Genomic DNA, 14562 nt, shown 5'->3' with positions numbered 1-14562 from the left:
GGAAACGCACGTGCACACGCCACCCGTTCGAATTCTCGGTCTCTGCGGCAGCCTGCGGACAGGCTCCTCGAACCGGGCCCTTCTGGAAGTCGCCGCCGGATTGGCTCCGGATGGAGTGAGCTTCATCATCCACGATGGGCTCGGGGATCTGCCGTTGTTCCGACCGGATGTCACGGAAGTCCCCGCGGTGGTGGCTCGGTTCCAACAGGGCCTCGCCGCGGCCGACGCGGTTTGGATCGCCAGCCCGGAATACGCTCACGGAATCACCGGCTGCCTGAAGAACGCCCTCGATTGGGTGGTGGCCAGCGGTGAGTTCTCCAGCAAACCGGTCGCCGCGCCCAACACCTCCTATGCCTCACGGCACGCACACGAGTCCCTCATCGAGATCCTCGCGACCATGGATGCACGCGTGGTAGCCCCGGCCTCGATCCGGATCCCCCTGCCGGGCAGCCGGATCACACGCGCGGAAATCCTGGCGGACGAGATGCTTTGTGAACTCACCCGCTCGTCCCTGGAGGAACTGGTGGATGCCCTCAACCCGCGACCACCCGCAGGCTGAAGCCGACGAACTTGTTGCTCTCCAACAACGACGCCGCCTCGTAGCGGCGGCCCGACGTCCCGCTTTCGTTCACCGGGATGAAGTTGAAGCGCTGCTTGGTGCGGGCCAGGGCCGCGAGCGAATGCCGCAACACCTCGCCCCCGATCCGGACGATGTCATCCATCGACCGCAGCGAACTGAAAATCGGGTCTTCGCGGGCTGCGCGGTTCAGAAACACGATCAGACCGAGTTCATCCGCCAAAGCGACAGGATGAGGCGACTCCTCGTGAGCGAGCCGGAGCCGCAAGGCGTCCTGGGATCCCAGCGCCTTGCGGATGTAGTGGGCGGTCAGGATCAGGTCTCCGATGGTGCCGGACACCACCTCGCCCATCGCAAGTTGGTCATCGGTCCACGGTTTCGATTGGCCGCGCACCGTTTCCTTCCATTCCGTGAAGGATTTCCGCGGATGCAGGCGGGCACCTCCCGGCGTGATCTCGACGTTCTTCTGCGGCTGGCCGGCCCAGCGGATCTGCTCGGCCTCCTCGCCGCGGAAAAGGACCAGCATGTCCGGGCGGAACTTCGAAAGCGGGATCGCCAGGAAGCCGCCGACGGACTCCGGCAGCGCCAGTTCCGGGAAGGCCGCGCCCGCGCGGTTTGTCGCCAGGGATTGGATGTCCTCCTGCTTCATCAGCAGTTCCCCGAGCCGCTTCACGGACTCCGCGTCCGGCACCAGGCCGTGCGCTTCATAGCGGCCGTCGTAGTAAAGGCACATGCCGTCCGCCCCCATGGTGACGCAGATCTCGCCCGCCATGGTCATCATCGTGCCAATCCAGTCCTGCTCACGGGTCACGCACTGGATCACGGTGGAAGCCTGGATGATTTTGTTGGAAAGACGCGCGGAATCGAGCTCCGCACGCAGGCGGCTCTCGCGCGCCATCGCCGCGAGGTCGAGCGCGAGCTGGTTCGTCAGCGAGGCGAGTTGCACCTGCACCTTCGGCGGCAGTGGCAGCGGGCTGCCGTGGTGGCACGAGATCATGCCCCACAGCTTCGCATCCACCACCACGCCGGACACGAAGCTGGCCCGCACCTCCATGTTCCGCAGATACTCCACATGGATCGCCGCGGGCTGGCGGTAGCGGCACAGCGAGAGATCGAGCGGCCCGCCACCCGACGACGGATTGCCGACGATCGGCACGGGCGGCAAGGTGATGTCCTGGATCAAGCGGACGTCATTGATCATGAAAAGCGCCCGCGCCTGTTTCGGGATATCGCTCGCCGGATAGCGGAGGCCATCGAACGGCTCCCAATCGCCGCGGCGCTGCTCGGCCGCGACCTCGCCGGAGCCATCGGAGTGGAAGCGGTAGATCATCACGCGGTCGAATCCCGTGTGGCGGCGCACCTCCTCGGCGATCGTCACCAGCTTCGATTCGAGATCGGTGCAGCCCTCGATGCGGCTGAAGCTATCGGCCAGCATGCTGTCCCGCTCGTCCGCATCGTAGCCCGGCTGCGGGGCGAAGGTCTCATCGAGGAAATGCTCGATCACCAGGTGCGTGTCCCGCAGGTGCAGCCAGCATGGCATCGGGCTCCTTCCACTGAAAGTCACATCGAGCAAACGCGGACCGCGGCCACGCCACAGGTGCAGGCGCCCCAACAAGGTCTCGAAACCGCCTTCCGGAAAAAGCTCGCTCGCTGTTAGACTCCACAGTTCCCGGGCGAGCGCCTCACCGAACAGAGAGGCCACGTTGCCGCTGGCGTGGGTGACCTTGCACGAGGCAACGTCGATCGCCAGCAAGGCAGCGCCGTTCTGAACCTGGCCGATCAGATGGATCGGCTCTTCGGCGCAATACCGCAGAGCCTCCTCGATGTCAGAAATGTTGGAAGAGGAGCTCATGATTCAAGTTGTGGGGGAAGGGGACGCATGGAATAGGTCTCGGCGATGGACGCCCCCACGGCCCGCGAGAAACTTAGATCAGCAACATCCGATGCCCACACAAGCTTGGACCGGCATGGGCTCATGAAATGTTTGTTGGAGGCGGAGATCCCTGCCGATGCCTATGTGCGTTTGCTCAGAGGGTATTTTGCATGGTTTGGCCCCTGGGAGGCCCATATGAAGACCAGGCACCCGGATCTCGTTGCAAAGTTCGGCTCCGGGCGTTTCGAAAAGTCAACGTGGTTGCAAAATGACCTGTCGCATTTCGGACCTAACAAAACGCCCGCGGACCTCCCCGTGCCCGCCTGGTCAGACGATGCGGCGGCGATGGCCGGGTTCACCTATGTCGCCGAGGGTTCGACGATGGGCGGCTCCCATCTGGCCAAGCGGCTCCCCTTCCCCGGCGCGCTGTCGTTCTACGCCTCCTACGGCCCGGAGCTGATGACAATGTGGCGCGGCTTCATCCCGAAGCTCGATGAAGTCCTCACCGATTCCGCCGACTGCGACCGCGCGATCGGGGCGGCGAAGTCGGCGTTCGAATGGTTCGACGGCATGTTCGATTGGGTCGTCTCTGGAAACGAGTGAATCAGTGCGACTCCGGTCCGTAGAACACCTTCCACAACACCAGCCCGTGCGCCGGCGCATTCATTCCGGCCACGCGGCGGTCCTCTCTGGCAAGCATCGCCTTCACCTCTCCCGGCGGATACTTGCCGTTACCGATCTGCACCAGCGTGCCCACGATGCCGCGGCACATCTTGTAGAGGAACCCCTCGCCTTCGATCGTGAAGGTGACCTTGGAGCCCGAGCGCTTCACCTCGCAGCGGGTGAGCGTCCGCACCGCGTCCTCCAGCACGTCGCCGCGGTTCGCGGTGAACGAACGGAAATCGTGGCGGCCCACGAAAAGCGCGGCAGCCTCGCGCATCGCCTCAAGGTCCAAGGAACGCGGCACATGCCACGCTTGCGATCGCAACAGCGGATTCATCACCGCGTGGTTCCAGACATGGTAGCGGTACTGCTTGCCGGTCGCGTCAAAGCGGGCGTTGAACGACGGATCCGCCTTCACCGCCGACCTCACCCGGATGTCGTCCGGCAGGCAGGCATTGATAGAGAGCACCAGATGCCGCGCGGGCATCTTGAACTCATCCGGCGGGATCTCGAAATGCGCGACCATCCCGAAGGCATGCACGCCCGCATCGGTGCGGCTCGATCCCTGGACCCGCGGGGCGCTCGGGAACAACTTGGCCAGCGCAGCCTCCAGAAAATCCTGCACGCCTTTCCCCGAGCGCTGCGACTGCCAGCCTTGGTAGGCGGCGCCGTCGAAGGCGAGGGTGAGTTTGAATTTCAGGGCGTCCACACGGACTTCAAACCACGCCCACAAGCTCTTGCCCATGCCGAAGTGCCGCCGACGCTCCGGACCAAGGCGCGATCTCACCATCGCGTGGGTCCTTGATCCGGAGCTGGGGGGGAGAACCGGGGGAAGATCGGCGGTCAATTCACCGTGAAACCGCTGGCCATCGACCACATGTTCGGGCCGAAGGTGACGTTCAGGGCGTAGGTGCCGGTGGCATTGGCGGGGAGATTAAAAACGAGGGTGACCACGCCGGTGGTGGTGTTTCGCGTGTAACTGCTAGCCGTGATCGTGGTCGCGCCGGTGCGGGTCAGCGTGGCCGAAGTCGGCTGTACGTTCACAGGCGGCGGAGCCGGGTTGTAGGAGTTGTTCATCGTCACCGTGAGCGTGGCTTGGGTCCCGTGGGTGCCGCTGGCGGGCGAGACCGTGGCGAGACCGTCGGTGGCGGTTCCTGTTCCAGTGCTCCCGGTTCCAGTTCCGGTCCCAGTGCCCGTGCCGCCGTCGTAGCTGGCGAGCGCGGTGCGGGTAACGCGGTAGAAGCGCTTCGGATGATCGTTGGCCGCACCGCTCTCGACGTAGCTGGTGTTGATCGCCGCGCTGGCCGCCGCCTGGGCGGAGGTGAGGGTCGTCCACGCCAGCAGGTCATCGCTGGCGTCCACCTTGTAGGTGCCGCCTTCCACGCTGGTCCAGGTGAGGGTCACGTTTCCATTGCCACCGTTCACCGCCGGCGAGGCGGCTTTTTCCACGAGGTTCGCGCCGCCGTTGCTGAAGTAGGAGGTCACGGTTTCCGATGCCGTCGCGGTGCCGCCGGTGGGATTGCCGAAGAAGTAGAGCGTCGAGTTGTAGGGGAACTGCGGCACACCCGCGGCATTCAGGCACAGGAAGTAGGCGTAGGTGCCGCCGGGGAACTCCGGGGTCACGCAGTAGCGGACGTTGTATTCATTGAGGTCGAAGTCGGTGCCCTGCGCGTATTTCGTGGAGCCCGCCTTGTAGAGATCACCGAGGTAGGCCCAGTCCTCGTTGTAGCGGCCCAGCGGATAGGTGGTGGAAACGGCCGGGCCGGTGGCGGAGATGTTGCCGTTGTTGCGGGTGGCCCAGGCAGGGAGCGACCGGCCGGTGTTCGTGATGTTGTCCACACCGGTGGTGGCCCCATCCCGTTTCACGAAGCCGCCGACCATCCGGCGGATGCCGCTGTTCGGATCCAGCGCGCTGGAGTATCCGTTCGGCCCGTAGACCGGATAGCCGTCACGCATCCAGCCGATGATCGGCGAGTGCTTGGTCGGCGCGGCGGCGGATTCCGAGTAGGTCTTGGTGGCGGAGTTGAAATCGACGTGGTCGCCCAGCAGGTAGCGCAGGGCGATCGGATTGGCGTGGTTGTGATACTTGCCGGTGTTCTGCTGGTGGGTGTTGCCGGGATCGAAGGTGATGCCCTCGTTGAAATATGCATCCCGGTGCCACTGGCCGGTGCCGGGGCTGGCCTCGGTGCCATTGGAGTAGGAGAACCCGTCCGTCGGATCGAACATGGACACGCCGTCCACGTAGAAGCCGATGGAATCCTCCATGCCCTTGGTGTTCGACTTGGTCGCGGGAGGCGTCGTGAGCGTGGAAGTACGAGGAATCCGGTAGTTCAGGTTCTGGTTCACCGGCAGATTGACGAACTCGGTGGTGCGGGCCGCGTTGTCATACCACGGCCCCATCGTGTAGGGACCGAGGTCGGAGCTGTTGAAATAGATCCAGCTCGCGGAATAGGTGATCGTCTGGATACCGCAGTAGACCGGCTGGCTCTGCGTGTTCCGCCCGTTCGTCCAGGTGGTGTAGGTGGTGCCGGCGAGCTTCTCGGCGTCCGTGCGGTGGATGCGGGCGTATTTCGAGGAATACGCCGTGATCCACGAGGTGAGCTGCGGATCGGCATGGGCGGCCAGCGTGGTGAAACCGAGGATGGCGGTGGCGAGGGAAGCTTTCATGCTGTCGTGGAGCGTGGCAGATGGACGATTAAGCCAGCGTGAATGGCCTCAGTTTCCTGTTGGAAAATCCTCATCGGTTAGAGCGCGCAGGAACGCCACCAGCGCGCGCTTGTCCTGCGGCGAAAGGTTGAGCCCGCCCGCCGGATGCTTCGCGAGGTTCGCGTCGAGCGTGTCGCTCCGCTTCACGCCGCCGCTGTAGTGGTCGACCACCTCCTCGAGCGTGGCGAAGCGACCGTCATGCATGTAGGGCGCGGTGAGCGCGATGTTCCGCATCGTCGGCACGGCGAACTTCCCGCGGTCGCCCGCGTGGCCGGTGACCGCCGAGCGTCCGGCGTCCTCCGGCTCGGCATCGAGGCCGTTGTTGGCGAAGGCCAGGCTCTGGAACATCGGCCCGCCGTGGCAATGGAAGCAATCCGCCCCGCGCAGGCCGCGGGCGGGATCATACTCGGTGTTGAACAAGCGCTCGCCCCGCGCCTCCTCCTCGCTCAGCGAATCCTCGCCACGCATCGCCCGGTCGAACTTCGAGTTTCCGGATACCCGCGTGAGCAGGAACTGCTCCAGCGCCCGCGCGACCAGGTCACTGTCGATCTCTTCCGATCCGAACGCGGCAGCGGCCATCGCCCGGCACTTCGGGTCCGCAGAAAGCCGCGACACCACCTCCGGCAGGGCCGCGTGCATCTCCACCGGGTTTTCGATCGGCTGGAGCACCTGCGCCCGCACCGTCGGCGCGCGGCCGTCCCAGAAGAACGACGACTTCCACGCGAGATTGAACAGCGGCATCGCCTGGCGCGTGCCGGTGTCGCCGAACGCCCCGACGCTGAAACGCCGCGAATCCCCCAGCCCCTGGTCCGCCACGTGGCAGGACGCGCACGACTGCGTGCCGTTTCCGCTGAGGCGGGTGTCCTGGAACAGATGGCGGCCGAACGCCACGCCCTCGTTGGTGAGCGGATTGTCCGCCGGCAGGTCCGGACGCGGGAAGCCCGCGGGATAGGTGAAACGATACGGCGTGGCACCGGGCGCGATGCGCGCGTTCACCTTCGCCGCGACCTCGGCTCGGCTCGGGGTGGGAGCCACGCTTTCCACGCGGAAGGCAGCCACCAGTTTCGCGCACAGCTCCCCGGCCAAGGCATCCTCGGGCCGCGAGTGGGTGGACGCGTTCGTCTCGCCGATCTCCATGCCTTCGAACACCGGCTTGAGGTCGAGCTTGAGATGCAGCGTTTGGTCGCGGGAGAGATCGAGGTTCACCGGCAGCTCCACCGTCATCAGGTGCTCATCGTTCGCGAGGTGATAGGAATACCCTCCCATCGTGCCATCCGGCCCGCGCCAGCGCCCCTCCAAGGCCGCGAACACGTAGCCGCCCTGCCATCCCCAGTGCATGCCATTGACCAGCGGGTTGAGCGGATGACGCGGCGGATAGCGGGAGGGATCGCCGTGGTTGATCTGCGGCGGCACGCCGATGTGGAAACGCAGGCGGGTGAACTTCCCGTCCGGCGCGTTCACCAGCGCGAAGTGGTTGCGCCCGTCCCGAAGACCAAGGTAGGCCGACCATTTCTCCACCCCGATCCAGCCGCCATCCTCGCGCTGCAACGCGGCCGCGGAGAGCAGCAGGTCGCAGCGGGTCACGGAAACGCTCCTGCGTGTCCCCGTTTCCAGACCCAGGGTATCGAAGGCGAGCGGCGCGGGGCCGAAGCACGGCAGAACTTCCACGTCGAGCCGGTGCTGGGCCTCCGCGCAGTTCAACCCGGCGAGGATGGCGGTGAAAAGGAGGGAGAGGGTTTTCACGGACGCCGCCACCTTGCCAAACCGATCATTAAGCCAGCGTGAATGATTGAGTCATGAGCCACGGGTCATGGGTCACGAGTGAAGAAATGCACCCAACCGCCGTGACCCGTGACCACATATTCATCGTGCCTTAATCTACGGCCTGCTACGGTCACCCCGAATGCGAGTGCTTGTTGTTGAAGATGAACCGGACCTCCTCGGCACCCTGGTCCAGGCGATGAGGGAGGAAGGCCATGCCGTGGACGAGGCCGCCGATGGCGAGGAAGCCCTCTACAAGGCCATCGAGTGGGACTACGACGCCATCATCCTGGACGTGATGCTGCCCCGCCTCGACGGCTTCGAGGTACTCAAGCGCCTGCGTGCGAAAAAGAAGACCCCGGTGCTGATGCTCACCGCCCGCACCAAAGTGAACGACCGCATCCACGGCCTCGACAGCGGCGCGGACGATTACATCCTGAAACCGGTGGATCTCGAGGAGCTCGCCGCCCGGGTCCGCGCCCTGATCCGCCGCTCGCAGGGTGATGCCAGCCACCTGGTTCGCGTCGGCGATGTCGAGGTCGACACCTCCGCCCGCAAGGCCAGCAAGGCCGGACAAGCCGTGCCCCTCACCGGCCGCGAGTACGCGCTGCTGGAGTTCATGGTGTCCCGCCGCGGCAAGATCGTGAGCCGCACCGACCTCTACGAACACCTCCACGACGAGAACGACACGCCGATGTCCAACCTCGTGGACGTCCACGTGTTCAACCTCCGGAAAAAATTCGGCTCCACCTTCATCACCACCCTCCGCGGCCAGGGCTACAGCATCGAGGCATGAGTCTGAGAAAATCCATCCGCTGGCGCATCCAGTCGTGGCACGGCCTGCTGCTGTTCGCCGTCATCGGGGGATTTTGCATCACCTCCTACCGGTTGGAGCACGCCAACCAGCTCCGCATGGCCGACCACGAGCTGGAGATCCGCCTCACCGCCATCGGAGCCGCGCTGACCCAGGGCGCGGGTGGCTCCACCGCAGGCGGTCCACCGCCCTACGGCAATCCCGGCGGAGGCCCTCCCAATGGCAATCGGGGCAATCCCGGCGGAGCGGGCGGCAACAACGGGCGGCCCCAGCGCGCCGGAGGAGCCCAGCCCGGCCGCCCGGCTAACGGCGGCTACGTCGCCGCCAACCAAGGCCGCCCCGCAGACGACGAACTGCCACCGGACGATTTCGGCGACTTCGAGGAGCTCTTCGATGAGCCGCAGGGGGGCAACGGCCCGATGCCTGGCGACGGCCCCGGCCGCAGCGGCTCCGCCCAGGCTCCGCCGCCCCAAGGCCCGCCTCCCGGCTTCAGCAGCAACCAGATGAAGGCGTTCTTCAACACCAAGGATCCCGAGCCCTACTACTACGTCACCTGGACCCGGCGGAACACCTTGCTGGATGCCTCCTCGGCAGCACCCGCCAATGTGCCTCGTCCCCCTGGTGATGACCCGGCCTTCGCCAAGGGCATCCGCACCCGCGATGGCGTCCGCGAGGCCTTCCTATTCACCCCGCCCGGCGAATGCCTGCTGGTCGGCCGCTCGCTGGCCGGCATCAACGGTGACATGACCGACTTCGCCTGGAAGCTGGCCGGCATCGGCGGCAGCGTACTGGTCGCAGGGCTCGCCATCGGCTGGTGGATCGCCTCCCGCGCCATGCGCCCGATCTCCGACATCAGCGCCGCCGCCACCCGCATCGCCGCCGGACACTTCGACGAGCGCATCCGCACTGAGGAAACCGAGAGCGAGCTCGGCAAGCTCGCCACCCTCCTCGACGACACCTTCCAGCGCCTCGACACCGCCTTCGACGAACAGGCGCGTTTCACCTCCGACGCCGCCCACGAGCTCCGCACGCCGGTGTCCATCATCCTCGGCCAAGCCCAGCTCGCCCTTTCCAAGGAGCGCAGCCCCGGAGATTACCGCGCCGCCTTTGAAATTTGCCAGCGCGCCGCCAAGCGCATGCACGGCCTGATCGAGTCCCTGCTCCAGCTCTCCGTGCTCGATGCCGCCCCGCATCAAACGGACGTCCGCCTCTGCGACCTCGCCGAGCTCACCCACGACCACACGATCATGATGCAGGTGGTGGCGGCGGAGAAAAACATCCGCCTCCGCGAGGAACTCTCGCCCGCCCCCTGCCACGCCAATCCCGACCAGATCGGCCAGATTCTGATGAATCTCCTCACCAACGCGGTGAAATACAGCCCGGAGGGAGCCGAAGTCCGCGCCGTGACCCGGGTGGAGGGCGATTTCGCCGTGGTCTCGGTGCGCGACAACGGCCCGGGCATTCCCGCCGAGCATCTCCCGCATCTCTTCGACCGCTTTTACCGCGCCGATACATCCCGCAACCGCTCGACCGGCGGCGCGGGCCTCGGCTTGGCGATCTGCAAACGCATCGCCGACGCCCACAATGCCACGCTCACCGTGGAGAGCGTGGTCGGCATGGGCACGGCCTTCACCCTGCGCGTCCCGATGCAGAAGCCGTAAGGGGCCTTACGCCAGCGTTTCCAGCAACGGCCGGTCCTTCCAGCTCCGGGAACCGCCGAGGCGCGCGAACACCCGGTTCTTCGAGGGCCAGATGAACACCCGCTGGCCGGACGAACCGACGAGGGCCACCAGATCCGCCGGGTGTTGGGTGGACAGGCACGCGCCTGCCCAGAAACCGCTCGCCGGTGCGGGCTCGATCGAATCCTCGACCTCGATGCCGTGGACGCCGCCACGCTGGACCTGGACATTCCGCCACAGGCCGCCGCCGAACATCGGATTCGCGGCCGAGGGCCGGGTGACGTTCGCGAACACCCCGGCATCGAAGCCATCCGCGCTCTCGCCACGCAGCAGGTGGGACAAGGTCCGGCCGAGCCGACCAAGGTCCTCCACCGTGAGTTTCGTGCCGGTCGAGAGATAGAAGCGCCCTTTCAGATCGGACCGCCACTCCGGCGAATCGAGACCGATGGCCCCCAGGACGTGGCGGGTGAGATGCTTTTCGAGCGCATTGCCACCACCGAGACGCCGGTTGAGATACTCCGCCAGCACCTCCCAATGGGACGCACCGTAGCGGAAAAACGTGCCGGGTGAGTTCACCACCCGCAGCGCCAGCGCGCTCTTGCCCTTGTCCGGCACGGTGGCCCGGTAGAGGGCGTTGCCGCCGTTTTCGAGCCCGGAAACCTGCTGCAGCAGCATCCGCGGGGTGATCCGCTGCTTGGCCGCGTCGCCCTTCCACTCCGTGAGCGTGAGGTAGAGCGGTTCATCAAGCGACACCTTGCCCTGCGACACGGCCTTGGTCACCGCCAGCCCGGCGAGGGTCTTCGTGATGCTGAGCGAGCCGCTGCGTTCGTCGGCATTCCAGCTCGCCACCTTCGACCGGCCTTCCCACAGCGCCCAGCCCTTGGCCCCGTTGCGGGTGGCCACCTGCTGGAGCCCGGCGACTCCCCCGCCGGACGCGCCCCACGCCGGAACGGCCCCGACCAGCGAGCTGAAAAGTCCGGCTCCCGTGAGTTTCAACCAGTCACGACGTGTCTGCATCCCCCATCTTGGCATTTGGAGGCCGGATGGAAATCCAAAATCTGCCGCGACCGCCTAACTGTGAGACGGCTGTGGAATCCCGGCCCGGATTTCCAATGGTTCCACGGCGTTCCCCGGGATAGAAACGAAACCGTCATGTGGCTGGATCTTCTGCTGGAAATCGTCCTCGAAATCGTTGGATCCGTGGGCGATCTCTTCTTATCGCTCCCAGATCCGTCCGATCCCTATACCCGGAGGTCCGAGCGATGGGACGACAACTGATTTCCAATCCCATGCGGATTTCTCACGGCGGAACTTGAAACTTGGCACCCGCCCCGTCCGGCCCTACATCCGCGCCGTGCTCAGCATTCACAAGCTCACCAAGACCCTCGGCGGACGCACCCTGCTCCGTGGAGCCGAGATGACCATCAACTGGGGCGAACGCGTCGCCCTCGTCGGTCCGAACGGCGCCGGCAAATCGACCCTCTTCCGCATGATCCTCGGCGAGGACAGCCAGGACGAAGGCACGATCGAGCGCGATGAATACGCCATCACCGGCTACCTGGAACAGGAAGCGGGCGACCCGGGCGATGAGACCATCCTGGAGATCGCCATGGGCATCACCCCGGAGATGGTGAACATCCTCCGCACCATGCGCGAGCACGAGGCGAAGAACGACCACGGCCACCCGGACTACGCCGCCGCCCAGGACCAGTTCACCCACCTCAACGGCTACCAGCTCGAACCGAAGGCGAAGAAGATCCTCGCCGGCCTCGGCTACAAGGAGACCGATTTCCACAAGCCCGCCCGCGAGTATTCCGGCGGCTGGATCATGCGCGCCTACCTCGCCCGCCTCCTCGTCATGGAGCCGGATCTCCTGATGCTGGACGAGCCGACGAACCACCTCGACCTGCTCTCCCTGCTCTGGCTCCAGCGTTACCTGCGGAACTACTCCGGCGCGGTGCTGATGATTTCCCACGACCGCGACTTCATGGACGAACTCGTCGAGAGCGTCGTCGAGATCGACCCGGACGCCGCCAAGCTCATCACCTACACCGGCAACTACTCCAGCTACCTCGAACAGCGCGAGCAGCGCTACGAGCAGCAGCTCCAAGCCTACCGGAACCAGCAGAAGGAAATCGAGGCGACCCAGGAATTCATCGACCGTTTCCGCCAGGTCACCTCGAAGGCCGCCCAGGTCCAGAGCCGTGTAAAGCAGCTTGAGAAGCTGGAGCGCATCGAGAAGCCGCGCGCCCCGCGCAAGCCCTTCAAGTTCGCCTTCCCGCAGCCGCAGCGTTCGAACCAGAAGGTCATGGACCTCCAGAAGGTTTCCCAAGCCTACGGCGAGAAGCAGATCTACAAGGACCTCGATCTCACGCTGGAACGCGGCGAGAAGATCGTGCTCGTCGGCCCGAACGGCGCGGGCAAGTCCACCCTCATCAAGATCCTCGCCGGCGTGCTGCCGATCAATGGCGGCAAGCGCGACGTCGGCTACGCCACCAAGCTCGGCTACTACTCGCAGCACCGCTCCGAGGCCCTCAACGAGGACAACACCGTACTGGAGGAAGTGATGTCCTCCTGCCCGACCCTCCGCGAGGACGAGGCCCGCTCGATCCTCGGCTCCTTCCTCTTCCGCCGCACCGACGTGGAAAAGCGCTGCGGCGTCCTCTCCGGGGGTGAGAAATCGCGACTGAACCTCGTGAAGTTCCTCACCGACCCGCCGAACCTGCTGCTGATGGACGAGCCGACCACCCACTTGGACATCCTCTCCATCGACTCGCTGGTCAACGCGCTCAAGAACTACGAGGGCACCCTGGTCTTCATCTCCCACGACGTGCACTTCATCCGCACCCTCGCGGAAACCACCCTGCACATCAACAACGGCACCGTCACCCGTTACGCCGGCGGCTACGACTACTTCCTCGAGAAGAGCGGCCTCAATGACGACCGCGGCGCGGTGACGGCCTGAGGTCCATCATCCAACCCACCTTCGAAAGGCCCGGAGTATCTCCGGGCCTTTTTCGTGCCGCCCCTTCCAAAGCACGGCCCACCTTCCCATTGCCGGGCCTCGGTCGCCCTGTCATGATCGACTCATGGGTATGAAGATCTTCCGTCCCTCCCTGACCGACATCTACAACCAGATCCGGGTCAGCCAGGCCGCGCCCGATCTGACGGATATCGGCAGCCGAATCCAAAGCCTCGAAACCCAGGTCGAGCACCTGCGCGCCCTCAACCGCGCCTTGGTCGAATATCTCGCGGACCACGTGAACCTCTCCCCGCAGGCGTTCCTCGACCAGCTTTCCAAAGAACATCCGAAGCAGGACGCCGAACACACCCTGCACTGCCCGTCCTGCGGCACGCTCATCGCCAGCGACGCGAAGGCCTGCTATTCCTGCGGAATGAAGGTGGGCACGGATACCTACATTCTCGGCTGATCGACGATGTCCGCCACGGATTTTGAAAACCATGGAGCCGACGTGCCGCAATTGATCGGCCGGAGGTGCTTTCTCACCCTCGCCACCAATTCGCTGAAGCTCCACATCGACGCGGACAAGAAGGGAGGCATCTACCTTTGGATCGATCCTCCCTGGCAATTCGGAAAGGACGGAGAAATCATCGAATCTTCCGCCAGCTACCCTTTCGAAGGCGACAAGGAAGGCTTCACCCACTGGACGTCCCGGTTCGCCCCGATCCGGGAAAGCCGTTTCGAACAAATCGAAGCCCAGCCCGATGGCAGCCTCTGGATCACCCTCGCGGACGACTACCAAATTTTCGTCCCCAAAGAGTTCATTCCCCGTGAACCGGATGATGCCTTCAGTTGGTATGACCACTGGTATCTGAACCTGTCCCCCTCCGAACCATGATCACCACCGGTTCCATTTCGCGCACGGAGGCCACCGACCGCTTCGATTTCCTCGCGGAACATTTCCGCGGAAGGCGCAAGGCCTTGCACGATTTCACCCACATCGATCCCGATTTCGTGTTCTGGATCTACCCGGACGGCAGGCTGTTCGATGCGAAAGACGCCCACATCCGGAACATCCCCAAGGGCCACGAACACATCCTGAAGGATGAACCCGAGTATGGAGGCTTCCTCCGGGGCCGCATCGCCCGCCGGGGAGATCACCAGCTCATCGTCGTCTATTGTCGGGAAGATGCCCTGCTCGACGATACCTGCCGGATGCAGCAGTTTCTCAGCGGCATCTCCCGTGTGCCGGTGTTTCTCGACGACGATGCGCTGGTGGTCAGCGACAACGCCGATATCTACGGAACGCTGGCCGATATCGAAGCCCGGCTGGTTAAGTTCCCTGCCGCTCGCCGCTGGAGGTAGGACTGCTCTCGCCGAGAGCGCCGGGTCTTCCGCAACAGAAGCCGGAGTGCGGGAGCTTGCTCCCACCCAAGGCGCTGCGGGCTTGCCCGCGGGAGAAGGACGGGACCAGCCCTGCAAAGCGAAAGCGCTCCACCTTCCGGGAGCAAGCTCCCTCAGCCCCCG

General features: G+C 65.0%; 13 protein-coding genes. 8 read left to right on the top strand and 5 right to left on the bottom strand.

The features are described from left to right. The first annotated feature begins 10 nt into the window (after positions 1 to 10). Positions 11 to 559 (top strand): NADPH-dependent FMN reductase, encoded by a 549-nt coding sequence (locus llg_RS11705; RefSeq protein ID WP_338290122.1) that lies wholly within the window; start codon positions 11 to 13, stop codon positions 557 to 559. On the opposite strand, the gene llg_RS11700 is transcribed toward llg_RS11705, so the two are convergent. Next, positions 534 to 2429 (bottom strand): GAF domain-containing protein, encoded by a 1896-nt coding sequence (locus llg_RS11700; RefSeq protein ID WP_338290121.1) that lies wholly within the window; start codon positions 2427 to 2429, stop codon positions 534 to 536. The genes llg_RS11705 and llg_RS11700 overlap by 26 nt on opposite strands. 45 nt (positions 2430 to 2474) lie before the next feature. On the opposite strand from llg_RS11700, the gene llg_RS11695 reads away from it, so the two are divergent. Continuing rightward, on the top strand, positions 2475 to 3053 hold the full coding sequence (locus tag llg_RS11695) for a biliverdin-producing heme oxygenase (protein ID WP_338290119.1): 579 nt from the start codon (positions 2475 to 2477) through the stop codon (positions 3051 to 3053). A gap of 1 nt (position 3054) precedes the next feature. Here the strand turns inward: llg_RS11695 and truA are convergent, their stop codons facing one another. The 3 genes from truA to llg_RS11680 are packed head-to-tail and all read right to left on the bottom strand — an operon-like array spanning position 3055 to position 7562. Beyond that, positions 3055 to 3903, bottom strand: a complete 849-nt coding sequence (truA, locus tag llg_RS11690; RefSeq protein ID WP_338290118.1) for a tRNA pseudouridine(38-40) synthase TruA — start codon at positions 3901 to 3903, stop codon at positions 3055 to 3057. Between the two features lie 53 nt (positions 3904 to 3956). After that, a complete protein-coding gene (locus tag llg_RS11685; protein ID WP_338290116.1) occupies positions 3957 to 5780 on the bottom strand; it encodes a YHYH protein in 1824 nt (607 codons plus the stop codon). A gap of 48 nt (positions 5781 to 5828) precedes the next feature. Then, on the bottom strand, positions 5829 to 7562 hold the full coding sequence (locus llg_RS11680) for an MbnP family protein (protein WP_338290115.1): 1734 nt from the start codon (positions 7560 to 7562) through the stop codon (positions 5829 to 5831). 160 nt (positions 7563 to 7722) lie between these two features. Here llg_RS11680 and llg_RS11675 point away from each other — a divergent pair, with 160 nt between their 5' ends. Beyond that, the gene (locus llg_RS11675) at positions 7723 to 8376 is read left to right on the top strand and encodes a response regulator transcription factor (RefSeq protein WP_338290114.1); all 654 of its coding nucleotides are present in this window, start codon (positions 7723 to 7725) and stop codon (positions 8374 to 8376) included. Then, on the top strand, positions 8373 to 10055 hold the full coding sequence (locus llg_RS11670; protein ID WP_338290113.1) for a HAMP domain-containing sensor histidine kinase: 1683 nt from the start codon (positions 8373 to 8375) through the stop codon (positions 10053 to 10055). The genes llg_RS11675 and llg_RS11670 overlap by 4 nt, the downstream gene beginning before the upstream one ends. A 6-nt stretch (positions 10056 to 10061) precedes the next feature. Here llg_RS11670 and llg_RS11665 read toward each other — a convergent pair whose 3' ends face one another. Then, positions 10062 to 11090, bottom strand: coding sequence for a serine hydrolase domain-containing protein (locus tag llg_RS11665; protein WP_338290112.1), 1029 nt, complete (start codon positions 11088 to 11090; stop codon positions 10062 to 10064). Positions 11091 to 11385: 295 nt separating this feature from the next. Here llg_RS11665 and llg_RS11660 point away from each other — a divergent pair, with 295 nt between their 5' ends. The 4 genes from llg_RS11660 to llg_RS11645 all read left to right on the top strand — a co-directional run bounded on the left by llg_RS11660 (position 11386) and on the right by llg_RS11645 (position 14400). Then, complete coding sequence (locus tag llg_RS11660) at positions 11386 to 13038, top strand: ABC-F family ATP-binding cassette domain-containing protein (RefSeq protein WP_338290110.1); 1653 nt, start codon at positions 11386 to 11388, stop codon at positions 13036 to 13038. A gap of 130 nt (positions 13039 to 13168) precedes the next feature. Next, positions 13169 to 13504, top strand: coding sequence for a zinc ribbon domain-containing protein (locus llg_RS11655; protein WP_338290109.1), 336 nt, complete (start codon positions 13169 to 13171; stop codon positions 13502 to 13504). A 6-nt stretch (positions 13505 to 13510) separates the two neighbouring features. After that, positions 13511 to 13933 carry a hypothetical protein gene (locus tag llg_RS11650; RefSeq protein WP_338290108.1) on the top strand — a complete coding sequence of 141 codons (423 nt, stop codon included), beginning with the start codon at positions 13511 to 13513 and terminating at the stop codon, positions 13931 to 13933. After that, positions 13930 to 14400, top strand: a complete 471-nt coding sequence (locus tag llg_RS11645) for a hypothetical protein (protein ID WP_338290107.1) — start codon at positions 13930 to 13932, stop codon at positions 14398 to 14400. Before llg_RS11650 ends, llg_RS11645 begins: the two co-directional genes overlap by 4 nt. Positions 14401 to 14562 lie beyond the last annotated feature (162 nt).

The sequence above is a fragment of the Luteolibacter sp. LG18 genome, assembly GCF_036322585.1.
Taxonomy (GTDB): domain Bacteria; phylum Verrucomicrobiota; class Verrucomicrobiia; order Verrucomicrobiales; family Akkermansiaceae; genus Luteolibacter.
This window is presented reverse-complemented; position numbering and strand designations above follow the sequence as displayed.

Coding starts and splice junctions, on each gene's coding strand:
- truA (WP_338290118.1), bottom strand. CDS start 3,903: ATGGTGAGATCGCGCCTTGGTCCGGAGCGTCGGCGGCACTTCGGCATG.
- llg_RS11655 (WP_338290109.1), top strand. CDS start 13,169: ATGAAGATCTTCCGTCCCTCCCTGACCGACATCTACAACCAGATCCGG.
- llg_RS11650 (WP_338290108.1), top strand. CDS start 13,511: ATGTCCGCCACGGATTTTGAAAACCATGGAGCCGACGTGCCGCAATTG.
- llg_RS11670 (WP_338290113.1), top strand. CDS start 8,373: ATGAGTCTGAGAAAATCCATCCGCTGGCGCATCCAGTCGTGGCACGGC.
- llg_RS11675 (WP_338290114.1), top strand. CDS start 7,723: ATGCGAGTGCTTGTTGTTGAAGATGAACCGGACCTCCTCGGCACCCTG.
- llg_RS11695 (WP_338290119.1), top strand. CDS start 2,475: ATGGACGCCCCCACGGCCCGCGAGAAACTTAGATCAGCAACATCCGAT.
- llg_RS11645 (WP_338290107.1), top strand. CDS start 13,930: ATGATCACCACCGGTTCCATTTCGCGCACGGAGGCCACCGACCGCTTC.
- llg_RS11685 (WP_338290116.1), bottom strand. CDS start 5,780: ATGAAAGCTTCCCTCGCCACCGCCATCCTCGGTTTCACCACGCTGGCC.
- llg_RS11665 (WP_338290112.1), bottom strand. CDS start 11,090: ATGCAGACACGTCGTGACTGGTTGAAACTCACGGGAGCCGGACTTTTC.
- llg_RS11700 (WP_338290121.1), bottom strand. CDS start 2,429: ATGAGCTCCTCTTCCAACATTTCTGACATCGAGGAGGCTCTGCGGTAT.